The following is a 24,554-nucleotide window of genomic DNA, read 5'->3' on the forward strand; positions in this document are numbered from 1 at the left end:
TACCATTGATGAGCAGGCAATTTTTTAATTTGAGATAATTGATTTTCTATGGAATGGTAAATGAATGATTAAGAAATTCCTAAGGCGATATACTCCTCTTTCTAAGATTTATCAGTTCAAAAACATTATTCATAATCTCCTTATCCCGTACTTCTAACATCAGCCATTTCTGTCCGTTACCAGTTTTTGCATCTCTGAATACTTTCTGCACATAGTCAGAAAATAACGGCATTAATAATTCTGCCTCCGTAAGTTCACGGCTTCCTATCACCACAAGAGCGATAAAATAACCCTGCATTGGGTAACAGGTACAAAGAGATTTCCCGCTTTTCTTGTATTTAATATTCCAGCCTGGCTGCATGGAACAGCGGCTGTAATCCATATAAGGCTCAATCCGGTAAGCGGACCGGATGCGGCTGTCAAACTCTGCCCATAACGGATTGTCAATATACTCCGCTATTTGCTTCAGAGATGGAGCATCGCCGTTTGTATAAAGCATATTCCAATCCATCCCAATATCCCTCCTACTCTTTTTTTTCTAACGGTATGGGCTTGACCCAAATTTCCATACAGGCCATGTCCTTTAGGTCACGATAATACTTTTCTGCTGAAAAAGGCTCCGTTGTTAAGCTGTGATGCGGCAGCCATGTACCAAAAAGGTATTTTCCACCCTGATTCAAGGCAACCGTTACCAAATCCTCAAAACTTTCTGCTTCAATCCTGCAAACGATGTATTCTCCCGCAGGGAGTTCTCTCTTTACAAAGTCTCCCTCCTGTTTATGCGGGATATTTCGAACAAGACCTCCCGCAAAATACGTGAAAAGGCCCTGTGCCGTATCTTCCGTATGGGACATTCCCATTTCCACATTAGCATCGACGTCTTCTGCGATTAACGTCTTCTCCATATGGTAGCGTTTCCAGAGCTGTCCCGGCACATCTACACCTGTGCTTTCACCAGCCGGAATCTGTTCGGAAATACGGACTTTAGTTTCAAAGCCGAGGTAAACTTCCGGTTCCGTCAACGTTTTTCTCTGGATTTCCAAGACGATATTTCCTACCACCAGCGGAACCCCTTCATCTACTAAGACGTAATTCATGGAAACTTCCGGCTTGTCGAATGTGTTGAGCATTGGTAAATCTCTCCTGTACTCTTCGGGTGTGATTCCATACGTTTCCTTGAAGGCCCGCGTAAAATTTGCATGGCTTGTAAAGCCATAGTCCAGGGCAGCGTCAAGTATTCTCTGTTCGGTATTACCCAGATTTTCAATCACCTTTGCCAGACGGCGGAGCTTCACATATTCCTGAACCGGTTTATTTACCAGCCGCTTGAACAAACGCTGAAAATAGAAAGGGGACAGGCCGGCAATATTTGCCAGTTCCTCCGTATAAATTTCTTCTGTTAAGTGTTCCTCGATAAATGTTAAGGATTGTTCGATTGCTTCCCATGCGTACATTGTTGTACCTCCTGTATTTGATGTTCACATTATATCATCTTATTTTTTACCGGGCTTATCACACAATGCGCTTTTTTTCAGGAAATCGCTGTAGTACTAGGGCACTACTTCTCCCATGCTGTCGCAGATTGATTTATCCAGCAAATGGGAGTACAGTTTACCGTTCCTCACACTGTATTGATTAAATCTCTATATTTTGTGTTGACCTGCCTGGAACAGTTCAGGGAAGATGAAGAATTAGAACAGATACAAACACTTTTAGTTGATGGTATCGTGGAACAGGTTGTTAAAAAATAGCAGCACTTGTTTGGTTATTTGGCTGACAGGTAGCCCCTGCCGTGACAGTCTGATGATGCTGATGGGATTTCAATGATGAAAGCAGTGCGTCCATTACTGCTTTCAGCCCTTATCTGTCCGCCATGCAGTACAATAATATTTTTTGCAATAGCAAGTCCGAGGCCGGAGCCTCCAGTTTCACTTAATCTCGCATTGCTTAAACGGCAGAATTTATCAAAAATCACATTGAGCTTATCCTCCGGAATTTCCCCGTCATTTTCAAATTGAATCACAGTCCATTCTGAAAGTTCTCTGGCTGATACTTTGATAACGCTGTTTTCCTCACTATAAGAAATGGCATTTTTCAGGATATTATTAAATACTCTGGCCAGCTTATCAGAATCTCCATATACAGATATGTCCTCATCTACATGATTCTCTATGATTTTCCCACATGCATTTAACTGCGGATACAATTCATCTGAAATCTGTGCAATCATATAGTAAAGATCAACCTTTGTCTTTTGAAGCGGAAGAGCTTCTGAGTGACTGCGGGTAATCTCAAAAAACTCATTAACCAGAGTCCTGAGCCGGTTCGCCTTTTCCCATGCAGTGTGGATATATTTTGCTTTCTCCTCATCGGGCATATCCGGTGTTTCATCCAAAAGGCTGAGATATCCTATCACAGATGTCAGTGGGGTCTTGATATCATGAGCCAGATATACCACCAGATCATTCTTCTGCTGCTCCGCCCTCTTAGCCTTATCCGCCCGTTCTGCAAGTGTCCGCTTTACATCGGCCAGTTTATGCTCCACACTCTCCAGTTCCGGAGACAGGGAAATCGCTGCCCTTTCTTCCATAAGCTTGTCAATCCCTGCAACTACCTCATCAAAATATCTTTTATATGTATCCAAAAGCATGTGGAATAACAAAAAAACAAATATGATTATGACTAACGCAAGAATAAACTGCATATTGACAGTCACTATCTTGAAATATATCAAATCAGCTTCCTTCTCACTGATTGAAAGACTGCGTGCAACTGTCCCGACAATCGCGTCTGCCAAGTGTCCACGCGTCAGCATCCGCAGGGCAAAGACTGCAGCAACTGCTCCCATGGTAATCCATAATCCTCTGATAAATGTAATACGGCCGAGCTTTGAATAGTTATATTTTGTTTTTTTAAATTTCCCCAATTTTATATCCAACCCCCCAAACCGTTTTTATATATCTGGGATTTTCCCCGGTATCCTTCATCTTCTCACGAAGATGGCGGATGTGTACGGTAATTGTATTGTTACTCTTGGTATAATATTCTTCCTGCCAGACTTCATGGAATAATTCTTCGGCACTGACAACACTGCACCTGCGCTCTAAAAGAATCCTTAATATGGAAAATTCTGTAGGAGTCAATGACAGCGTCTCTCCGTTAAGCCGACATTCATACGTCTTAATGTTCATCGTCAATCCGGCATACTTAAAGATTTCATTCGCTGCCGGAACCGCTGTGCCCACATTGTATTTCTTGTAACGGCGAAGCTGAGCCTTTACCCTTGCTACAAGCTCAAGAGGCAGAAACGGTTTTGTAATATAATCATCTGCACCAAGCGTAAGCCCGGTAATTTTGTCCGTCTCTCCATCCTTTGCAGTAAGCATGATAACCGGATATGTGTACTCCTTACTTCGTATAGACTGACATATCGAAAGCCCACTGATATCCGGAAGCATGATGTCCAATATAGCCAGGTCAAAGTCCGTACTCCCAATACAGACAAGGGCTTCCTCCCCTGAATAAAACTTATATACATCCATATTTTCATTTTGAAGATATACTTCAATCAGATCCGCAATTTCCTTCTCATCATCAACAATAAGTATTTTTTCAAGCAAAGCATGACACTCCTTTCAGTTTAAATCATATATATTATATCGAATTTGTGGCACCAATGTGTTTATATATATTGGATAAATAATTAATTATTTCCTAAGATAGACATAAATACCATTTAAATCTCATGTAAGAGAAAAATAAAAAGACGGCCTGAAAATTAATTCAAAACCGTCTGTGGAGTTTGAATGGTTAAAACTCATATCCAGTTTTTTGCCAATGCTATCATTCTATTCACTGGTAATCTGTATCTGTTTTCCCACTGCCAGAGGGCTCTTCACCTGGAACCGAATCCTCCACGGGCCGCCATGCCTGTCCAAACTTCACATCGCGGAACAGGGCAGCCAGGCCAGTAATCTGTTTGAGCCTCAAAATCTCATCCCGGTCCATCCCCAGGTGTTTGGAAATCCATGCATCGGAACGTCCTAACTCGTGCAGCTCCTTAATGATATTACTCATTAAGTCCACATCATGTGTTCCACGGGCGCGGTTATGACGGATGGTGCTGGCCATACGATCGGACAGCGGTTTGTCGATTATCGAAACCGGCATCATCCCCTTCTCACGCTCATAAATATCCGGGTAATCCCGCATTACCCGCCAACGATGAAAACCATCTACAATCACATATTTATCATTGCTTTTTACATAATAACAGACGATCGGCATAGTATAACCGTCCAACCTGATGCTGTTGTACAGCAGCTGCATTTCCGGCGGAGCCACGTTGTTCGGGTTATAGGTATTGGGTACAATCTTTTCAAATGGTACCGCAATGATGCTGTATACTGGGCTTCTGAATTCCTTATTTACCATTTATCATCCCTCCGTACTTGTATTTAATAATATCCACACGTTTTTGTTCCTGCCTCGTAAGCCCAAATCCCATAAATCGACAGGTATGGTCATTTTTCAAAATACAGTAACACATTCGTTTCCAGCTTGGTATATCTTTCGTGCTTTTGATATCATCGGTATGATCGGGAATCGGTCCAAGAAAAATAATACGGGAATTTTTGTTAATTGTATAGTTAGAGATACCATTTCTCCGAATGTGGTATCCCTTTTCCAGAAGCTCAAGGATTGTTTCCTCCGGTAATCCACCTCCGGTCTCATGCCAGAAATGGATGGAAGTATTAAACTTTTTCACATAATTATTCCGCAGTCGGGCAGGCAATGTATCCAGCAGAAAATGAGTATAAGATTTCCATGTATGATCTTCCGGTAACGTAATACTGCGGTACCCCATCGCTTTTGTCTTTCCATAAATCGCACCAAAATTTGCTCCGCGCACCCGCCCCACCAGTTTCGCCCATATTTCCGGATCGATGACGCGGTATAGATTCAAAGCATCTTTGGAGTAGTCGTTAAAAGGCGATGCTACCCGCATTTGGTCTATTTTTAATCCTGCCTTATAATACAGATCATATAAATTATTGTAATCATAATTGAAGCGATAATTAGCGCACCATACGTCAGAATTTGACCAGTCATATAAAGGTGAAGCACACCATACGTCTTTGAACTGCCTGGAAATCCAGCACTCGTTTTGATATCCGTATTTCTTATTGACAAAACCGCTGTACCGCTGCAAAGATTCATCCGCCCGCAGACCAAGCAGGCAGACCGTACTGCCATTCCCATGCTCCTCCTTGTAAAACCGGCCAAACTGCTTTGCCAAATCTTCCTGATGCATTCGGTAACGATAGTGGGTAAAAGGCTTCGCCAAATTAATGACATAGGGATACTCCGGTATCGGACGCACCCATATATCCTGTTTGGTTTCATCCCAGGGATACCAATACATCTCATAACTACTCAGTGCTGTCCTGGTAGCCATAGGAAGGCAGACCCAATAAAGGTCTATGCCAGATTCGTTTTCCAGTCGCTTAAAAGTGCGGGTAATATAGTCCGTAGTCACGGTATACTGCGCCTCAAAATCCTGATGAAATACGCCAATCACCCGATCTGAAGCATACTTATTCCGGTAATCCAGCAGCAAATTCAAAAGAACACCACTATCCTTGCCGCCGCTGAATGAGATATAAATATTTTTAAATTCCTGAAATAAAAACGCAAATCTCTTCTGCAGTGCATCGAATACATTCATATTAATGTATTCTTTTCTCATGTCTCTAATAAACTCCTTATCTTTCATGTATAAAACGTACAATAGCGCCTGTTGGGCCGCCATTTATCCTTCTAACGTTTCCAGACTATGACTGCCACTATCATTTTGTCTTGTCTCATTTATCATGTACCTTACTAAAATAATAATATGGAGAGCAGAAAAATTCAACATAATATGTACTCAATTTGTGAATAATTTGATGGATGCGGTGCTGCCCTGATGCCGGTTCGGCAGTTAAGGAGTTCTCAAGCCCCATACTTCCTTCCACAAACGCTACGATCGCGTCCACCTTCTCAGCCCCCCTCCACTTTTCCTCTCCCACCTTGCAATTCCCCCTCATTTGGTATATGATTAGTCTCAGACTATCAGATACAGGGAGGACTGTTTATGTACAGTTTTAACAACGATTACAGTGAAGGCGCTCATCCAAAGATCCTGGAAGCGATGATGAACTGCAACTTAGCACAGAACGGCGGATACGGACTCGATATTCACTGCGAAAATGCGCGCCGCTTAATAAAAGAAGAGATTGGACGAAACGATGCGGATGTCCATTTTATTACCGGCGGAACCCAGACGAACTTAATTACCATCGCCGCCGCGCTTCGCCCGTGGCAGGCTGTTATCGCCACAGACAAGGGCCATATCAATGTCCACGAAACAGGAGCCATCGAGGCTACCGGCCATAAAGTTCTGGCCATGCCGTCTAAGGATGGCAAATTAACCCCGGCAGACGTTTTAAAGGCGCTGGATGCGCATACCGATGAGCACATGGTTCAGCCTAAGATGGTCTATATCTCCAACTCCACGGAGATCGGAACCCAGTATTCAAAAGCCGATTTAGAGGCCCTGCACCATATCTGCCGCCAGAATGATCTCTATCTTTTCCTGGATGGAGCCCGCATGGGAGCGGCACTGACCAGCCCGGTCAATGATCTGACCCTACGCGATATTGCGGAGCTGGTGGATGTATTTTACATAGGCGGCACCAAGGCCGGCGCACTGTTCGGTGAGGCGCTCATCATCTGCAGAGACGAATTAAAGCCGGATTACCGCTTCATGATCAAACAGCGCGGCGCCATGATGGCGAAAGGATGGCTTCTGGGAATCCAGTTCGAAGAGCTGTTCCAGAACCATTTATTCTACGATATGGCGGCACATTCCAACGATATGGCGGCCATCTTGAGAAAAGGGATTGAACAGTGCGGTTACTCCTTTCTCTCGGAATCCATGACAAACCAGCTGTTCCCCATCCTTCCGGATGCGGTCATCGAAGCCTTAAGCGCGGATTTTCTCTTTTCCATTCAGGAACGCGGCACCAACGGATCCAGTGCGATCCGTCTCGTCACTTCCTGGGCCACGAGAGAAGACGCCTGTCACGCCTTCGTCGCAGCCCTTCAAAACTGCAAAATTAAATAATTACATATAAGGACACTACGGATTGCAGTATTAGTGTCCTTTACCTGTAAAAAAGGATTGATATGATATGAAACGGCGTATTTTCGTCATCCTGAGATGGGCTCTGCTGCTCTATCTGCTTTACCTGGCGGCAGGGGCCCTGCTTCCCTTCGTACATACAAAGAAAACGGGAGAAGAATTTAAAAATAACTTTGAACCAGCCTCTTTTTATTCGGAGACAGAAAGTGTTGACAGGGCCCGCGTCGTAGAGACCAGCATGGATGCCCTGGAAAGCCGAGTTTTAATGATCCATCAGGCGGAGAAACGCATCGTGCTCTCCACCTTCGATATCCGGGACGGCTCCAGCTGCCGGGATATCTTCTCTTCCCTGCTGGAGGCTGCGGACCGTGGCGTAAAGGTCCAGATTCTGGTAGACGGATTGTACGGAACCCTTCATATGCAGGGAAACCCGATCTTCTACGCGGCAGGGACCAATCCGAACATTGAGATAAAATTTTATAATATTCCCAACCCGCTGAAGCCGTGGACCATCAACGGGCGCATGCATGACAAATATCTGCTTATTGACGATAAGCTCCTGCTGCTGGGCGGCCGCAACACCTTTGATTACTTCCTTGGAGAGTATAATCTGCGCAATCTAAGCTATGACCGTGACGTGATGATCTATAACACGAAGCATGGCCAGGAGGAGGCATGGTCCTCCAGCGTTCTGTCGGAAGCATACGAATATTTCGAAGCGATGTGGCAGTCCGGGTACTGCAAAACTGTGTTTAACGCCCCCTCCGCATCCATGAAGAAGAAACTGCCTGCTGCAAGGGCGGAGCTGGCCGAGTATTACCAAACCCTGAAAGAAGCCATGCCGGAGCTGGTTCTGGCCGGTCACGACTACGGACCGGAGACCGTGGCAATCAACAAGGCCACCCTGATCTCCAATCCCACCCACATTCTTGCCAAGGAGCCCTGGGTCTGGTATCAGGTCCAGTACCTGATGGCGCATGCGGAGAAACAGGCTTATATCCACACTCCATACGCTGTCTTCAGCAAAGACATGTATAAAGGAATGAAGGAAATCACCGATTCCGTACCGGAGGTCACCATGCTTTTAAACGCGACTTCCGTAGGCGACAATTTTATGGCCTCCTCCGATTACACGAGAAACCGCGGAAAAATACTGGATACAGGAGTTTCACTCCGTGAATATTTCGGAGATCACTCTTCCCACGGAAAATCGATCCTGGTGGACGACCGTCTCTCTATCGTGGGGTCCTATAACCTGGATATGAGAAGCACCTATGTGGATACGGAGACCATGCTGGTCATCGACGGAGAAGCGTTCAACCAACAGCTTAAGGCCTGCATCGACAATCTGGAAGCCGATTCCCTGGTGGTGCGGGCAGACGGCTCCTATGTCCCTGACCCGGACGTTCCGGTGATACCGGTCCCTGCGAAAAAGAAATGGATCTTTGCCGTTACCTCCCGTCTCTTCCAGCTGTTCCGCTACTTAATATAAGAAGACGAAGAAAAAAGGATCAGAATCCGGGGCTTTCATGCCTTCGATTCTAATCCTTTTTTGCCTTCCCATATTTCGGAACCAGTTATTTATCCAGCGCCTTCAGGGCCGCCTGAATCTGGTTATCTTCCTTCACATCCACCGTAATCTGATTCTTTAACTCTTCTTTCAGCTCCACTTCCACGTCCGGTTCGATTCCCTTACCGTGTAAATCGAAGCCTGACGGTGTATAGTAGTGAGCCGTAGTCATCTTGATGGCAGTTCCATTGTCCAGAGGAATCAGATTCTGCACGATCCCCTTGCCAAATGTCTTTGTTCCCACAACTGTCGCCCTACCGTAATCCTTCATGGCTCCCGTAAATACCTCGGAGGCGCTGGCAGACTCTCCATTGACCAGAACAGCCATCGGAATATCGAGAGAATGACCGTCGGAGGCGTATTCCTGCCCTCCCTTGCCATTCTTATCGGCCATATACACAAGCAGCGTCGCTTCCGTGTTGGTACGCACCAGATTCTTATCACCCTCGATAATCAAATCATCCGGAAGGATATAATCCAGCATACCCACCACAGTATCCAAAACGCCGCCCGGGTTGTTCCTTAAATCAACCAGGAGCTTCTTCATGCCCTGTTTCTCCAGATCATCGACCGCGGCCTTAAACTGATCGGCTGTCACTACATCGAACTGGCTCACCGCAATATACCCCACATGGTCTTCCAGCATCTGGTATTCCACCGTCTGTACCGTGACATTGCGGCGTTCCATCTTCAAATCGACGTATTCGCCCTCATCCTGCCGGAAGACAGTGAGAGCCACTTCGGAGCCGTCTTTTCCCTTGATATAATCCTTTACCAGAATATCCATATCCATTCCGGTAACTTCCATGTCGCCTACCTTATAGAGAACATCGCCCGGCCTCATGCCTGCTTCCGCCGCCGGAGTATCCTTAAATACCTTGATCACTGTAATAATTCCGGTGCTTCTGTTCTGGCTGATCATGACACCGATTCCATGATACTCGCCTTCCGTATCCTCGCTTAACTTCTGGTACTCCTCAGCGGTGTAATACGTCGTATACGGATCGTTTAAGCCATACATCATGCCCTTGTAGATCCAGTCTTCCACCTTCGTGGCATCTTCATCGAAAAGATAATATTTATCTATAATCTGTTGAAGCGTAGTGATCTTCTTCGTGATCCGGTTTAAATCCAGCGAACCATCCTGGTTTTCTGCCTGATTCGATTCGGCCGCCTGCTGTGGCCCGTCGATCGCGGTTCTCCCAATCAGAAATATTCCGAGGGACATGCCCACGATGATCAGTCCTGCAAATGCTGTCAGAAGTGCGCCGACCAGGGCGCCTTTCCAAAATTTATTTTTGTTTTCCAATGTTATTCTCCTTGTCTTTCGGGTTATGGACTTACATAGTTTATGGGATTAACGTAACTTCCATTCACCCGGATGCCAAAATGAAGGTGGGGGCCGGTAGAATAACCTGTTGAGCCCACCTTAGCAATTACCTGCCCCTGTGTCACCTCCTGCCCTGCAGAAACGAGAAGTTCCGAACAGTGCATGTAAACGGTGGAGACACCTCCTCCATGATTGATCATGATATAGTTGCCGGCAGAATAACTGTATGTAGATATGGTTACGGTACCTGAAGCCGCCGCCAGAATGCTGCTGCCCGTGGATGCGCCGATATCAATGCCCTGATGGCTGGACGACGCGCCTTCCGTCGGAGATTCCCGGTCTCCAAACGAGGAGGTGATCCTGCTGCTGGCCGGACATGGCCATATGAAGTTAATATTCCCAATACTAACGGTATTATACTTCTGCCCTGCCTCTAATGCGGCCTTCTTCGCTTCCTCTTCTTTTCGTTTGAGTTCAGCCTCAATAGCCTTAATTTTATCTTCCTGCGCAGCGATGTCTTTTTCTAAATCAGAGAGATTTCCCTCGCTGGCTGCGATCTTACTGTTATAGGATTTCAGTTCCGCTGTCTTTTCATTCATCAGACGCTCAGCGTCCTTCTGCTTTTCTTCCGTATTAGTCTTAAGCGTTACCAGCTCCTCATGTTCTGCCTTTAGGTCCGCCTCTCTGGCAGCCACCTCTTCACTGGCCGCTTCATACTGATCCAGCATTTTTCTATCATATGCCGCAATCTGACTGATATATTCCGCACGATTAAAAAGCTGGGTGAGATCGGCCGACTTAAACAACAAGTCTAAATAACTGGTCTCACCCTTTTCATACATATATTGGATTCTAAGCTTCATGCTTTCATACTGACGTCTCTCGTCTTCCTTCGAGGCGGCCAGCTCTGCCTCCGCCTCCTCGATCTCCGCTTCCTTTGCCGCAACGCGGGAATTAAGGGCGGTCACCTGCTTGTTTAAGGAATTCAGTTCCGCATCCAATTGATTTACATAAGATGCGGTGTCAGATTTCAACACTTCCAGTTTTTCAATCGTCTTCTCTATTTCTTTCTTTTCGTTTTCCAGATTTGACTTGCTCTCTCTGGCCGCATCTACATCAGTCTTTGTACCATAGGAAGGAAATATACAGGATACGGTAAGGACTGCGGTCATGACGGCCGCCTCTATCCGTTTTCTGTATTTCATATGCAGTTCCCCTTATACCTTTAAATGTTTACGAATTGTAAAGAAACTTACAAAAAATCCGATTCCGACGCCCAGCGCCAGCGCGGTTCCCGCCATATACGGGAATATCTGCTCAACCGGCAGAAACTGGAACAGGCCGGACAGGATGCTGAACTTCTCCACCACATATCCCACCGCGTTCCGGTAAAGATAATAGATGGCGACGAGGGGAATCAAAGCTCCGAAGATTCCCAAAAGCACCCCTTCTACTACAAACGGCGCACGAATCATATAGTTCGTGGCTCCGATTAATTTCATAATTTCGTTCTCATGCTTCCGGAATGCAGCCGCAACCGAGATCGTATTGCTGATCAGGAAAATGGCAACCGCCAGGAGAACACCGATAATCATCACGGACAGAACGCCAATTACCTTATTGATGCTGGTAATTCCTTCCGCCGCGGTGCTGGAATAGTTCACCCTTCTGATAATGTCCTGACTCTTCAGCCAGGCAACAAATTCTTCCTGATTTTCCAGATCATTCAGGAAAATATCGTAAGAAGCAGAGTTGGCAAGCGGATTGTCGTCACGGAAGCCTTCCGCCAAATCCATCTTATCCTCTCCGAAATAATCACCTTTTATCTCTTCCCATGCTTCCTCGGCCGACTTGAACTTGATCTCTTTTACTTCCGGTCTCGCTTTCAAAGTCTCGCCGAACTGGGCAATTGTCTCATCCGTTGTACCTTCATTAAAAAATACGGTGATTCCCACCGTGCTTTCCGTATTCTTAACCACATACTGCACATTGACTACGATGGAAAAGAACAGGCAAAACAAAAAAATACACGCAGAAATCGTCGCGATCGAAGCAAGCGAAAACAGAATATTTCTGCATATATTATTTACGCCCTGTTTCAGGCAATACCAAAATGTACTAATCCTCATGTGTATATCCGCCCTTTTTCTCGTCGCTTACGATGGTTCCACGATCCATGGTGATAACCCGCCTCTTCATGCGGTCTACGATTTCATGGCTGTGGGTAACTACGATTACCGTGGTCCCTCTTTTGTTGATCTCATCTAACAGCTTCATGATCTCCATAGAGTTGTGGCCATCTAAATTGCCCGTAGGCTCGTCGGCTAAAAGTATCTCCGGGCGGTTAATCAGTGCCCTTGCAATCGCAACTCGCTGCTGTTCGCCTCCTGACAGCTGCTGCGGATAAAATTTGTATTTCGATGAGAGTCCCACCATGGTCAGCATGGTTGGAACCGATTCTCTGATGCTCCTTGCGGAAGCGCCGATGACACGCTGCGCAAATGCCACATTCTCATAGACATTGCGGTCCTTTAACAGCCGGAAGTCCTGGAATATCATGCCCAGCCTCCTGCGGTATTTTGGAATGTAGCGCCTGGGCATCTTCCCTAGGTTCATATCGTTAACAATAATTTTGCCGGACGTCGGTTCCACCTCTTTTAAAAGAAGCTTTAAAAGCGTAGATTTTCCAGAGCCGCTCCGGCCGATGATGAAAACGAACTCCCCGTCCTCAACTGTGATGTTGATGTTACGCAGAGCCTTGTTTCCGGTTTCGTATGTTTTATTTACATTCCACAGTTCGATCATCTTTATCCTCTGAAGTCTTTTAATTTCCTTTGTCGCGACTCACTCCCCCGCAGTGCAAACCTCGATTCCGCTTCGCTTCATACCCGATGAAGCGGGGCACGCTGTCTCGGTTTCCGGGCTTCGCCCTATGAAAAGAGCCAGCAAGAAATCCGCTTTTGTGCCAGCACAACGCTGATTTCTTACTGTCTCTTTTCGCACTGCTCATGCCTCACTAATAGTCCTGGTTCTCCATGTACTTCATGTACTTGACGACCATTAGGGCTATCTTGAACGTAATTGCATCCTCAAATACTCTCAAATCAAGCCCTGTGCTCTTCTGTAACTTATCCAGCCTGTATACAAGCGTATTTCTGTGAATGTATAACTGTCTCGATGTCTCGGATACGTTTAAGCTGTTCTCGAAGAACTTGTTGATCGTGGTGAGTGTCTCTTCGTCGAACTCGTCAGGGGATTTGCCGTCGAAGATTTCTTTGATGAACATACGGCATAACGGAAGCGGAAGCTGATAGATCAGTCGTCCGATACCCAGTTTGCTGTATGCGACTACATTCTTGTTGCTGTAGAAAATCTTGCCTACATCCATCGCCATCTTGGCTTCCTTGTAGGATCTGGATACTTCCTTGATTTCTCCGACGATCGTACCGAAGGCTACATGAACCTGGGTCATGGCTTCTGTGTTCAGCATATCCAGTATAGTGTTTGCCGTCTTCTCCAGTTCCTCATACGTCTCACCGTCCCGAACTTCCTTGACCAGGATGATGTTCTTCTCATCTACCGCAGTAACAAAATCCTTCGTCTTGGCAGCAAATAAGTTGCGGACTGTCTCTAATGCGTTGACATCCTTCTCGTGCTGTGTCTCAATGATAAATACGACACGCTTGATGTTTGTCTCAATATGAAGCTTCTTGGCGCGGTTGTAGATATCCACCAGAAGCAGGTTGTCCAGAAGCAGATTCTTAATGAAGTTATCCTTATCAAAACGCTCCTTATAAGCAACCAGAAGACTCTGAATCTGGAAGGCGGCAAGTTTGCCAACCATATATACGTCGTCACTGCCTCCCTTGGCAAGAAGAATATATTCTAACTGGTGCTCATCAAAAACCTTGAAAAACTGGTATCCCTGAATTACCTGGCTGTCAGCCGGAGAATCCACAAATGCCAGGATAGAACTCTCATAGTCTTCTGCGTCAGGAAATGTTGTTGCCAATACCTTTCCTTCCGTATCACAAATGCATAAATCAATTCTCGTAATTCCTTTTAATCCTTCAATTGTCGTTTGAAGTATTTGATTCGAAATCATGGCACACTCTCCTTATCGTAAATTTTCCCTTATTCTATATTAAAGCAAAAACTAAAAAAAAGCAAGCGAGTATAGCACTCGCCTGCTTAAATTTTCATAAAATTTAGTTTAAGACTACCAGTTCTGTGTCCTTATCGAATACATGGATCTTTGTTAAGTCAAGAGCAAGCTTCACGGTATCGCCAGGTCTTGCTGTTGTACGAGGATTCACTCTTGCGGTAAAGTTTGCATCGTCAACATCGAAGTATAAGTAAACTTCAGCACCTAAGAGCTCGTAAACTCTGATGGTTGCATCGATAATACTGTTCGGAGAAGATGCAAGGAAAGCTTCTTCGTCATGTAAATCTTCCGGACGGATACCTAAAACAACAGTCTTGCCAATATATCCAGCGCCCTCTAACTTCTTCGCTTTTCCTTCTGGAAGTGCGATGGTGTGTCCGCCGAATGTAAGAGTAACGTCGCTTCCGCTCTTTGCAACGGTTGCTTCGATTAAGTTCATCTGAGGAGCTCCGATAAATCCGGCAACGAATTTGTTGCCTGGCTTGTCGTATAAGTTCTGAGGAGAATCAACCTGCTGAACAACGCCGTCCTTCATAACTACGATTCTGGTACCAAGTGTCATAGCCTCTGTCTGGTCATGTGTAACGTAGATGATGGTTGCCTGCAGTCTCTGATGTAATTTGGAGATCTCAATACGCATCTGGCCTCTCAGCTTTGCATCCAGGTTGGATAACGGTTCGTCCATTAAGAAGACTTTAGGATTACGTACGATAGCACGTCCCATAGCAACTCGCTGTCTCTGTCCACCGGATAATGCCTTCGGCTTTCTGTCTAATAAATGCTCAAGGTCAAGGATTCTTGCTGCTTCATGAACCAGCTTGTCGATCTCGTCCTTTGGTGTCTTTCTCAGTTTCAGACCGAATGCCATGTTATCGTAAACGGTCATATGTGGATACAGAGCGTAGTTCTGGAATACCATTGCGATATCTCTGTCCTTCGGCTCAACGTCGTTCATTAATTTGCCATCGATGTAAAGTTCACCGGAAGAAATATCTTCCAGACCAGCGATCATACGAAGGGTTGTGGACTTACCACATCCGGAAGGTCCTACGAAAATGACAAACTCTCTGTCTGCAATCTCCAGATTGAAATCCTTTACAGCTTCGAATCCGTTCGGATATTTCTTTGTGATGTTCTTCAATGATAAACTAGCCATCGCTTAATCCTCCTAATTTTGAATAAAAATATGTGTTTGTTTTTTCCTCGGACCCCGCAGCCCCTTGTGCTGCCGTCCTTTTCATTTCCTGACATTATCATACATGAATGGCCTTATCTTTACCATATGGCATTTAACCAAAATCCAAATCTGCCTTTTGGCTAATTTGTATATTCAATAAAAAAAATGACTGAAACGCCAAAATATAGAAAGATCCGGCTGGGCATTTCTGTCTAATATCTCTAACCTGTGGTATCTCCATGCCGGATTTGGGCGGAAACGACAAAACAGCGCCGAATTTCTTCGCGCTGTCTTGTTAATATTTTCGTAAGATTTACTGTTTTCTGACCAGGACATTCAGCCACCGTGTGTCAGAATGACCAGAGCGGACATCCTCGGTTTCCCAGATCTTTACCACGTCAAACCGATCGTTGTCTTTCAGTACTTCCTCCATGGCATCCTCTGTGTAATCACAGAAATACCGCTCTCCCCGAAAGCCCTCAAAGTCTCCCAGCTTAAAGGACATATAAAGAATTCCGCTGTCTTTCAAGGCCCTTGCTATCTTTTTAAGAATGGCAGACAGTTCCTTTTCCGGAACGTGAAGCAGGGAAGCGCAGGCCCAGATTCCGTCAAACACGCTGTCGAAATCCATCTCCTCAAACGTCATGTTGAGTACTTCCAGCCCTGTGTGAATCTCCGCCAGTTTACACATCTCCTCTGATGCGTCCATGGCTGTCACATCGTATCCCAGTTCGTAGAAAATCAGGCTGTCCCTTCCGGAGCCGCATCCGAGGTCAAGGATGGTATCCCCTTCCTCCAGCAGATTTAGAAACTCCGTTCTTATCTCCGACATATCCTGATCCACTGTCTCTTCGAACACCTTTGCCGCATACTTATTATAATAGTCTATCGAGTCCAAAACAATCCTCCTGTTATTCCTTTCCACTCTATTTCAATATCTCTATGGTTTTCTCGGTAATCTTTACTTTTCCATCTTTTAAAAGATGGCCTACCGCGCGTTTAAACGCGTTCTTGCTCATCTGAAACTCGCGCTTGATTACTTCCGGCGCCGCTTTATCCGTAAATGGAAGCACTCCGCCGAACTGGTCTCCGATTACTTCCAACACCCGCGCCGAATCGTCATCCATCTGTAAGTACGCCTTCTGTCTCGGGCTTAAATCCAGCTTGCCGTCTTCCCGCACCTTGGTAACACGGGCCGAAACCGTATCTCCCTCATGGTAATCGTCAAAAAGCTCCTTCTTCGGAATCAGTCCATAGTACTTATTGTCGACTGCCACAAAGGCCCCCAGAGTCTCATTGATCTCGTAGATCGTTCCAGTCACCTGATCGTCCTTCTTATAAGGCGATTCACTGCTCATGTAAGCGTAAACCCGCATGGTGGCCGCCAGTCTCTGGCTCTTATCCACGTACAGTGCCACCAGAACCGATTCTCCCTGGCGTACCTTATGTGTCTGTTCCCGGAACGGCAGAAGCAAATCCTTCTCCAGTCCCATATCGAGAAACGCTCCGATCTTGGCCACTTCCTTTACCGGAAGCATCGCGGTCTCTCCCACTGAAAGCTTCGGGATTCCCGTGGTTGCAATCAGACGGTCCTCCGAGTCTTTATAAATAAATACGCTGATTTCATCGCCCGGCTTCGCTCCTTCCGGAACCTGTTTCTTCGGAAGCAGCACGGAAGCTTCTGAAGCCACACCCTCTCCCACATATACACCGAACTCCTTGACCCTCTGTACCGTCAGGGTCTGCACTTTTCCCAGTTCTATCATCTTACATCCTCTCTCGTTTTTCCCCGCAGCCATATCACTGCATAAGCGGCTCCCTGCTCGTCACAGAGAGAAACCGTGTATCCTTCATCCGTCCGGCTGACATGCGGATAAACCACATCGCCGCAGACGGCTGCTTTCTTATATTCCACCCGGAGTTCTCCCACCTCGATTTCAGACGGCAGCACTTCCCTGGCTATCTCCACATACTGGGCGTTGTTCACATGATGATTCGTATCTATGTGGTGTTTTGCGATCGTAACGCACTCCGCTTCCTCATATTCAGCGGGAACGGTGATCTTTCGCGGTGCGTACTCCATCTCCAGGCGCTTCTCGTCGCCTCGGCCGTATCCCCGGATATTCTCTTCCTTCACCTTCACAGGCCGACCCAGCTCCGTGTCAAACAGAAACCATACGGAATTGGCTCTCACCAGGTAATTCCCAGCCGGATCACAGATAGTAAAATTACGGTATCCGTAAAAGCCCTTGAAGTCATAGGGCCATGTACCGATGACCACTTCTTCTCCCAGCGCAGGGTACCGGTCGATCACGATCTGCCAGGAAGAAAGCCACCACGCCTGATGGTGTTCCGTCAGATAGGAAATTCCCAGCCCGATGTCTTCCGACTGAAACGTCGAACAGTCCTGTAAGTAATTCATGATACCTGTAAGAGTCAGTTTACCGTATTCATCCGTCTCACTGTACCGTATCCTGCTGCCAAATGTGTACATACTGCACCTCTCATCAAAATTAAGTAACATTATAAAGCATTTTGTCTGTCTTGTCCAGAAGAAGGAGCAATTCTACTGCAGAAAAAGAAGCAGTTCCTTATGGATTCCTGCTTCTTTTCAAGTTTCTGCAATTTATAAGACGCTATTCTCACAAAATACTGCAAAACCCGCAGGAACTTTCCTGCGGGTTTTATCAAGACTGGGCTACAAGGATTCGAACCTTGAAATGACGGAGTCAGAGTCCGTTGCCTTACCATTTGGCGATAGCCCATTAACACAGCAAGATGTAGTATACACGATGTTTGTCCGATAGTCAAGCACTTTTTTTCACTTCTTTTCATTTTTTTGTTTTAAATTTACTCTATATTATAGTTGTATTTTCTATATTTAATGCTATTCTTATATTATCGGAACTTTTGATAATATTTATATAAATTAAATTACATTTTAAGGGGTAAAGGGGTTACAAATGAAAAATCTGCGTATCAAAACAAAACTTCTTATGCAAACAACCTTTTTGTTGTTGGGCCTGACCGCACTCGGCGTAGTCTCCCTCGTGTTCATGCACCGGATGAATGAGCGCAACACGGCTATCAACGATGACTGGCTGCCTTCCGTTGTCACGGCAGAAGAACTGGACACACTCACCTCCAATTTCCGCATCAGGGAATATGGACACATCATTGCCTGGGAGCCGGAAATCATGGCATTGCGGGAAGAACAGATGGCAGACCTTCTCCTTGAAATCGACGCCAAATTCGCCGAATACGATCAGCTCGGCAGCAGTGATGAGGAAAAACAGCTGCTCGCCTCCGCCAGACTGGCCTGGGCCGATTACCTGCAGCTACACAACACCGTAGTCGAACTGAGCCGCAGCGGTGAGATGGAACAGGCCATGGTGATCGCGCGGGCCGATTCCCAGAAGCTGTTTGACGAAGCCTCCGAGATTTTCGAGGAGCTGGTCGAATACAGCAAGACAAACGCCCAGAATGCAAGCCACGAAAGCACGCTTCTCTATTCCAGAGCGTGGATGCTTCTGATCTCGATCATTGTACTCCTGATCGCCGCGGGATTTCTGTTATCCCTTGCCACAGTGAAAGCCATCCTTTTCCCTGTCAACGAACTCGACAACGCCGCCGCCCGAATCGCGGATGGCAATTTAAATGAAGTGATCACGTATGACTCGAAAGATGAACTGGGCTCCCTGGCCGTAAATTTTAACAAGACAGTATCGCGGCTTAAGGATTATGTGAATTATATTAAGGAAATCTCTGCCGTGCTCAACCAGATTGCAGACGGTGACCTGGCGTTTGAACTGACCTATGACTACGCCGGTGAATTCAGGAAGATCAAAGAGGCACTGGAACGTATTTCCGGGTCCCTAAATGGAATTATCGGACAGATCAACCGTGCCTCCGATCAGGTTGCAAGCGGTGCGGAACAGGTAGCCACCGGCGCCCAGTCCCTCTCTCAGGGCACCTCCGAGCAGGCGGGTTCCATCGAAGGGCTGGCTGCATTTGTCGGAGACATCTCCGGACAGATCCGGGGCAATGCCTCCAACGCGGAGCAGGCCAGTGAGAAAGCCCGCAGGGTCGGCAATCAGATGTACGCCAGCAATCAGCAGATGCAGCGCATGATCGCCGCCATGGACGAAATCAGCAGCAGCTCCCGGGAGATCGGCAACATCATTGAAACCATTGAATCCATTGCGCTCCAGACGAATATTCTGGCACTCAACGCCTCCGTGGAAGCGGCCAGAGCCGGTGTTGCCGGAAAGGGCTTCACTGTCATTGCAAATGAGGTCAGAAACCTTGCCGGGGATACGGCAGACGCCTCCAAAAACACCTCCGCTCTCATCGAGAGCTCCATGAAGGCGGTGAAAAACGGCGCGGCGATTGCCTCCGAGACAGCCGCCGCCATGATAGAAGCCGTAAACGGTGCCGTGGAGGTAGCCGAGACCGTGGACCTCATCTCCAAAGCCTCCTTAAAGCAGGCGGAGGCCACCTCACAGATCACCATGGGAATCGATCAGATTACCGCCGTAATCCAGAGCAACTCTGCAACCGCCGAGGAGTGTGCCGCGGCCAGTGAAGAGCTGTCCGATCAGGCGATCCTTTTAAACGGACTGGTCGAGCAGTTCCGGCTGAAAGAACGTTGATAATCCGAAAAGAGTAAACGCATTATGCAACCACCACTTCCACTTTTTCGTCTCCCAGGACCTCAAACGTAAAGCCCGCTGAAACGTCTGTTGAAAAGTCTGCCGAACCGCCTTCGGAAGCAGCCGCAGCGGTTCTTTCCACCCGAAGCGTAATTGTTCCATCTGCCCGGCTGGCCGCTGCGGTCATCACCACGTGGCCTTCTAAGTCCGTTACGCCGGTCTCCGCGGTCATTCCATCCTCCGGGAGATACAGAAGGAATCTGACTCCCTCCGCATACGCGTAATCCGGTCTGCTGCTCTCCCGTCCGACTGCCACAATGCTGCCGGGGCGCACCATGAGCGGCAGGGAGAAGTAATCGTGTGTCTCCTTCTGCCATCTGCCTCCCGCGACGGTCTTTCCGGTAAGCAAGTTCACCCAGGTTCCCTCCGGTAAGTAGTATTCCACCTCGCCGGATTCCTTAAATACCGGGGCCACCAGCAGAGAATCACCCAGCATATACTGCTTATCCAGCGGCTCGCAGGCCCGGTCCTCCGGGAATTCCACGAACATCGGACGCATCATCGGGATTCCCTCTTCATGGGCTTTTACCGCCTGACGGTAGAGATACGGCATCAGCGCACATTTCAGCTTCACAAACTTCCGAAGCACGTCGCAGGCTTCGTCATCAAACAGCCACGGCACGCGGTAGGAGGAAGAGCCATGGAGACGGCTGTGGGAGCTTAAAAGGCCAAACTGGCACCATCTTTTATAGATATCGGCCGGCGCCGTATTTTCAAAACCGCTGATATCATGGCTCCAGAAGCCGAAGCCCGCGCAGGCCAGAGAGAGGCCGCTCCGGATGGTTTCCGCCATGGATGGATAGGTCGCCGAACAGTCACCGCCCCAGTGAGCCGGGAACTGCTGTCCTCCCACGGTCGCAGAACGGGCAAACAGCACGGCTTCCCCTGTTCCTCTCTCCTGTTCCAGAAGCTGGAATACGGTCTGATTATAGAGAAACGTATAGTAATTGTGCATCTTAACCGGATCGGAATTGTCAAAATAAGCGATATCCTTCACTGGAACTCTCTCACCAAAATCCGTCTTAAAGCAGTCTACGCCCATGTCCAGCAGCGTCTTTAACTTTCCCTGATACCATGCGGCCGCGTCCGGATTGGTGAAATCTACCAGTCCCATACCGGCCTGCCACATATCGGTCTGCCATACATCCCCGTTCGTCTTTCTGATTAAATAGCCATGCTCCATGCCCTCATGGAACAGCGGAGATTTCTGTCCGATATACGGGTTGATCCACACACAGATCTTTAATCCCCGGTCGTGATACCGTTTCAGCATACCGGCCGGATCCGGAAATGTCCTGGGATCCCACGTAAAATTACACCACTCATACGCTTCCATCCAATAGCAGTCAAAATGGAACACGTGCAGCGGTATATCCCGGTCCGCCATGCCCTGGATAAAGCCGGAGGTCGTCTCCTCATCGTAATTGGTCGTAAAGGAGGTGGTAAGCCAAAGGCCAAAGGACCAGGCCGGAGGCAGCGCCGGTTTGCCGGTCAGCTCCGTATATTTGGATATGGTTCCCTTCGGGGTGGAACCGTTAATCACGTAGTAATCGAGCCGTTCCCCTTCCACGGAAAACTGCAGGCGCTCCACCTTTTCGCTGGCAATCTCATAGGCGGCATCCCCCTCATGATCCAAAAGCACGCCATACCCCTTGTTGGTAATATAAAACGGAATATTCTTGTAGGTGATTTCGCTGGCCGTTCCGCCATCCTCATTCCACATTTCCACCATCTGGCCGTTCTTCACAAACGGGGTGTACCGCTCACCAAGTCCATAGATGCATTCGTCCACATCGATAGCCAGCTGCTCCACCATATAGGTTTTTCCCGTATCCCGGTTAGTCATATGAGCCATGTTGCGGAATCCGGTGTTGGTCAGTTCCCGGTCTCCATCGAGGAAACGGATTCCCCAGCCGTTCGGCCTCTTATCGATAACCGCAGATGTGCGGCCGCTCTGATAGCGGATTTCCTCCTCTGTTTCCTCGATTGTCACATGAGGGGCGGTCTCCTTAATCCCGGCGAAGGGGCCGCGGTAAGCGGTTCCCTCAAAATGCCTCACGGAAACCTTGATCACATCTTCCATTGGACTGGAGAGACAAATGGTGAGCATCCCCAGATTCAGGCAGTCCCCTCTTCCCGTAATATGCTTTCCCGGCGCATAGACTATGAGTTCATCCCCATGTATCCGGCTGTCCGCGAATTCTGCCGCGTAAAGCGGAGTGATTTCCTTTTTGGTACACCAGTATCCTTCTGTGAATTTCATCGACTTTTTCCTCCTAATGCATCGTTTTCTTTAATTTCAACGGTCTGAACAAGCCGCACATCACCAACGGACCGCCCCACGCAGACCGAATACTCATCCTCCGGCACTTCGAACGTCATTTTCTCCTCATTGTAGTAAGAAAATGCTTTCCATGGAAGCCGGAAATCCACGGCGCGCTCCTCGCCCGGCTGAAGGTGGACTTTCACAAATCCCTTAAGCTCCCTGGCCGGCCGTTTGACAGTCTTTCCGGCTGCGCCGACGTAAATCTCCACGACCTCCGCTCCAGCCACAGAGCCGCAGTTTCTCACCGTCACAGTACCATAGATGCCGTCTTCCCGCCGCTCCAGCTTTAAATCCCCATAGGAAAACTCCGTATAGGACAATCCGTGGCCAAAGCAGTAACGGACCGCTTTTCGCTCCGTCTCGTAATACCGGTAGCCAACGTAGACGCTTTCCCGATAGGCAACGGAATCACCGCCCGGAAACTCTCCGATGGAATGGGCCTGGCAGTCCTCCAGCCGCTTCGGGATGGTAAATGGAAGCCTGCCGGAAGGATTCACCCTGCCGAGAAGGACCTCTGCCATGGCCAGGCCGCCTTCCATTCCATTGTAGCTGCTGTATACAATGGCCTTCGCCCGGTCGGCAAAGACCTCCATGTCCACCGGAGAACCGGCTGTGACTGCGATGACCGTATTCTCATTGGCATCCAGGACAGCGGAGATCAGTTCCTCCTGTCCGTAAGGAAGCTTCATATCCGTCCGGTCGCATCCCTCCAGATCGAACTCGTGATTCAGCCCGATAAACAAAACGGCGTTTTCACAGGATTCTGCCAGGGCTGCGGCTTCCCTTATGAGTTCTCTGCGGCGTTTCTCCGCCGCATCGCTTCCGTCTCCCTTATATGACGCCTTATAGGCCCGTTCCTCCAGGCTCTCCGCCTGCCAGTTTTCCTGTTCCACCGACTTTTCACCGTCGCTCTGGTAGCCTGGAGCATACTCTACGCTGACCGCTCCGCCCAGCTCCATCTTAAGTCCCATAAGCGGTGTAAGCTCGTAAAGCGCCTTGATCGCCGCGCTGCCGCCGCCAGAATGCATCTTCCCTGCATTTTCCCCGATTACCGCCAGGCGTTTCACTGGCTTCAGCGGAAGAATCCCGCCTTCATTCTTTAACAGCACAATCGCCTCTTCGGCACATTTGAGGATTGCCTCCTGATGATCCCTCGTGTTATAGGAGCCTCTCTTTCTGACGCCGTCCAGCATATGGAGCCGGTCCATGAGAACCAGAATATTCTTAACCTTCTCGTCCAGCAGCGCCTCGGGGATATCTCCGGATCGGACCCTTTCCGCCAGCGGATCCGCCATGCAGTACTGATCAAAATCACTGGTCACCGACATCTCGATATCCAGTCCGTTTTCGGCGGCCTGCATCGTGTCGTGGACGCCTCCCCAATCGGATATGACCACGCCGTCAAAGCCCCATTCCCCGCGGAGAATGTCCTGCAGCAGGTAATGGTTATGGCAGCAGTGTTCTCCGCGGAACCGGTTGTAGGCTCCCATCAGCGTCTTCGTCTTTCCCTCTTTCACCGCGGCCTCGAAGCCGGGGAGATAGAGTTCTCTGAGCGCCCGCTCATCCACGGCAGCCTCCACATCGAGCCTGCGTGTCTCCTGATTGTTTAAGGCAAAATGCTTCACACAGGCCGCCGTATCCTGCTCCTCAATGCCCCGGATAAGCGGAACTGCCATTTCCGAGATCAGATGGGGATCCTCACTCATGTACTCAAAATTTCTGCCGCAGAGTGGGGAACGAATCAGATTGATTCCCGGAGCCAGGATCACGTCCTTTCCACGTCCCCTGGCCTCCTGCCCCAGCACGCATCCCATGTCTGCCGCCCGCTCCCGGTTCCAGGTGCAGGCGATGGCCGTATTGCTGGGAAGGTAGGACACGTAATCGTCCGTCGTCCCCTTAGGCGCCCAGTTGTCGTCCTGCAGTTCCTTTCTGACCCCCATGGGGCCGTCCGACATCCAGAGCGGCGGAATTCCGAGGCGCTCCACACCTTTCGTATGGAAAATCCCCTGTCCATGAATCATCCCGATCTTCTCTTCCAGGGTCATTTCCCGGATCAGATCCCAGATCTTCTGCATTGTCATTCGTTCT

21 protein-coding genes, 1 tRNA gene and 1 pseudogene are annotated in these 24,554 nt (G+C 48.1%); 4 read left to right on the plus strand and 19 right to left on the minus strand.

The genetic code is table 11. The features are described from left to right. Positions 1-79 precede the first annotated feature (79 nt). A complete protein-coding gene (locus M1L66_RS25745) occupies positions 80-511 on the minus strand; it encodes a DUF3788 domain-containing protein (RefSeq protein WP_002591367.1) in 432 nt (143 codons plus the stop codon). Between the two features lie 13 nt (positions 512-524). After that, positions 525-1,454, minus strand: a complete 930-nt coding sequence (locus M1L66_RS25750; protein ID WP_003500230.1) for an AraC family transcriptional regulator — start codon at positions 1,452-1,454, stop codon at positions 525-527. A 147-nt stretch (positions 1,455-1,601) separates the two neighbouring features. Here M1L66_RS25750 and M1L66_RS25755 point away from each other — a divergent pair. Next, positions 1,602-1,751 (plus strand): annotated as a pseudogene (locus tag M1L66_RS25755) (TetR/AcrR family transcriptional regulator); the annotation flags it as partial. Between the two features lie 14 nt (positions 1,752-1,765). On the opposite strand, the gene M1L66_RS25760 reads toward M1L66_RS25755, so the two are convergent. The 5 genes from M1L66_RS25760 to M1L66_RS25780 all read right to left on the minus strand — a co-directional run bounded on the left by M1L66_RS25760 (position 1,766) and on the right by M1L66_RS25780 (position 6,071). Then, a complete protein-coding gene (locus tag M1L66_RS25760; protein WP_003500226.1) occupies positions 1,766-2,926 on the minus strand; it encodes a sensor histidine kinase in 1,161 nt (386 codons plus the stop codon). Then, on the minus strand, positions 2,913-3,620 hold the full coding sequence (gene vanR / locus M1L66_RS25765) for a VanR-ABDEGLN family response regulator transcription factor (RefSeq protein ID WP_434688775.1): 708 nt from the start codon (positions 3,618-3,620) through the stop codon (positions 2,913-2,915). Before vanR ends, M1L66_RS25760 begins: the two co-directional genes overlap by 14 nt. Positions 3,621-3,852: 232 nt before the next feature. Next, positions 3,853-4,434, minus strand: a complete 582-nt coding sequence (locus M1L66_RS25770) for an IbrB-like domain-containing protein (RefSeq protein ID WP_187024653.1) — start codon at positions 4,432-4,434, stop codon at positions 3,853-3,855. Further along, on the minus strand, positions 4,424-5,749 hold the full coding sequence (locus tag M1L66_RS25775) for a phosphoadenosine phosphosulfate reductase (RefSeq protein WP_025531406.1): 1,326 nt from the start codon (positions 5,747-5,749) through the stop codon (positions 4,424-4,426). Before M1L66_RS25775 ends, M1L66_RS25770 begins: the two co-directional genes overlap by 11 nt. A 115-nt stretch (positions 5,750-5,864) precedes the next feature. Further along, positions 5,865-6,071 carry a hypothetical protein gene (locus tag M1L66_RS25780; protein WP_434688776.1) on the minus strand — a complete coding sequence of 69 codons (207 nt, stop codon included), beginning with the start codon at positions 6,069-6,071 and terminating at the stop codon, positions 5,865-5,867. 65 nt (positions 6,072-6,136) lie between these two features. Between M1L66_RS25780 and M1L66_RS25785 the strand changes: the two genes are divergently transcribed. Continuing rightward, positions 6,137-7,168 carry a threonine aldolase family protein gene (locus tag M1L66_RS25785; protein ID WP_434688777.1) on the plus strand — a complete coding sequence of 344 codons (1,032 nt, stop codon included), beginning with the start codon at positions 6,137-6,139 and terminating at the stop codon, positions 7,166-7,168. 67 nt (positions 7,169-7,235) lie between these two features. Next, positions 7,236-8,678, plus strand: coding sequence for a phospholipase D family protein (locus M1L66_RS25790; protein WP_187024650.1), 1,443 nt, complete (start codon positions 7,236-7,238; stop codon positions 8,676-8,678). 85 nt (positions 8,679-8,763) lie between these two features. Here M1L66_RS25790 and M1L66_RS25795 read toward each other — a convergent pair whose 3' ends face one another. The 10 genes from M1L66_RS25795 to M1L66_RS25840 form a co-directional block, all read right to left on the minus strand. Then, on the minus strand, positions 8,764-10,065 hold the full coding sequence (locus M1L66_RS25795; RefSeq protein WP_434688778.1) for a S41 family peptidase: 1,302 nt from the start codon (positions 10,063-10,065) through the stop codon (positions 8,764-8,766). 23 nt (positions 10,066-10,088) lie between these two features. Beyond that, positions 10,089-11,291 (minus strand): murein hydrolase activator EnvC family protein, encoded by a 1,203-nt coding sequence (locus M1L66_RS25800; RefSeq protein ID WP_434688779.1) that lies wholly within the window; start codon positions 11,289-11,291, stop codon positions 10,089-10,091. A gap of 12 nt (positions 11,292-11,303) precedes the next feature. Continuing rightward, complete coding sequence (ftsX, locus tag M1L66_RS25805) at positions 11,304-12,215, minus strand: permease-like cell division protein FtsX (protein WP_055654328.1); 912 nt, start codon at positions 12,213-12,215, stop codon at positions 11,304-11,306. Then, a complete protein-coding gene (gene ftsE, locus M1L66_RS25810; RefSeq protein WP_002602300.1) occupies positions 12,205-12,891 on the minus strand; it encodes a cell division ATP-binding protein FtsE in 687 nt (228 codons plus the stop codon). The genes ftsX and ftsE overlap by 11 nt, the downstream gene beginning before the upstream one ends. A gap of 211 nt (positions 12,892-13,102) precedes the next feature. Then, a complete protein-coding gene (locus M1L66_RS25815; protein ID WP_002602299.1) occupies positions 13,103-14,191 on the minus strand; it encodes a PucR family transcriptional regulator in 1,089 nt (362 codons plus the stop codon). Between the two features lie 103 nt (positions 14,192-14,294). Further along, positions 14,295-15,407 carry an ABC transporter ATP-binding protein gene (locus M1L66_RS25820; protein ID WP_187024647.1) on the minus strand — a complete coding sequence of 371 codons (1,113 nt, stop codon included), beginning with the start codon at positions 15,405-15,407 and terminating at the stop codon, positions 14,295-14,297. A gap of 334 nt (positions 15,408-15,741) precedes the next feature. Then, on the minus strand, positions 15,742-16,326 hold the full coding sequence (locus M1L66_RS25825) for a class I SAM-dependent methyltransferase (protein WP_002602297.1): 585 nt from the start codon (positions 16,324-16,326) through the stop codon (positions 15,742-15,744). 28 nt (positions 16,327-16,354) lie between these two features. After that, positions 16,355-17,194: a CvfB family protein gene (locus M1L66_RS25830; protein ID WP_187024646.1), complete on the minus strand. Its 840-nt coding sequence runs from the start codon at positions 17,192-17,194 to the stop codon at positions 16,355-16,357. Next, positions 17,191-17,922 (minus strand): acyl-[acyl-carrier-protein] thioesterase, encoded by a 732-nt coding sequence (locus tag M1L66_RS25835; RefSeq protein ID WP_002602295.1) that lies wholly within the window; start codon positions 17,920-17,922, stop codon positions 17,191-17,193. The genes M1L66_RS25830 and M1L66_RS25835 overlap by 4 nt, the downstream gene beginning before the upstream one ends. 199 nt (positions 17,923-18,121) lie before the next feature. After that, positions 18,122-18,193 (minus strand) — tRNA-Gln (locus M1L66_RS25840). Positions 18,194-18,391: 198 nt separating this feature from the next. Between M1L66_RS25840 and M1L66_RS25845 the strand changes: the two genes are divergently transcribed. After that, the gene (locus tag M1L66_RS25845; RefSeq protein WP_434688780.1) at positions 18,392-20,080 is read left to right on the plus strand and encodes a methyl-accepting chemotaxis protein; all 1,689 of its coding nucleotides are present in this window, start codon (positions 18,392-18,394) and stop codon (positions 20,078-20,080) included. A gap of 22 nt (positions 20,081-20,102) precedes the next feature. On the opposite strand, the gene yicI is transcribed toward M1L66_RS25845, so the two are convergent. Next, the gene (yicI, locus tag M1L66_RS25850; protein ID WP_434688781.1) at positions 20,103-22,403 is read right to left on the minus strand and encodes an alpha-xylosidase; all 2,301 of its coding nucleotides are present in this window, start codon (positions 22,401-22,403) and stop codon (positions 20,103-20,105) included. Next, on the minus strand, positions 22,400-24,547 hold the full coding sequence (locus M1L66_RS25855; protein WP_434688782.1) for a glycoside hydrolase family 3 C-terminal domain-containing protein: 2,148 nt from the start codon (positions 24,545-24,547) through the stop codon (positions 22,400-22,402). The genes yicI and M1L66_RS25855 overlap by 4 nt, the downstream gene beginning before the upstream one ends. Positions 24,548-24,554 lie beyond the last annotated feature (7 nt).

Source organism: Hungatella sp. SB206 (assembly GCF_051132295.1).
GTDB lineage: Bacteria > Bacillota > Clostridia > Lachnospirales > Lachnospiraceae > Hungatella > Hungatella effluvii.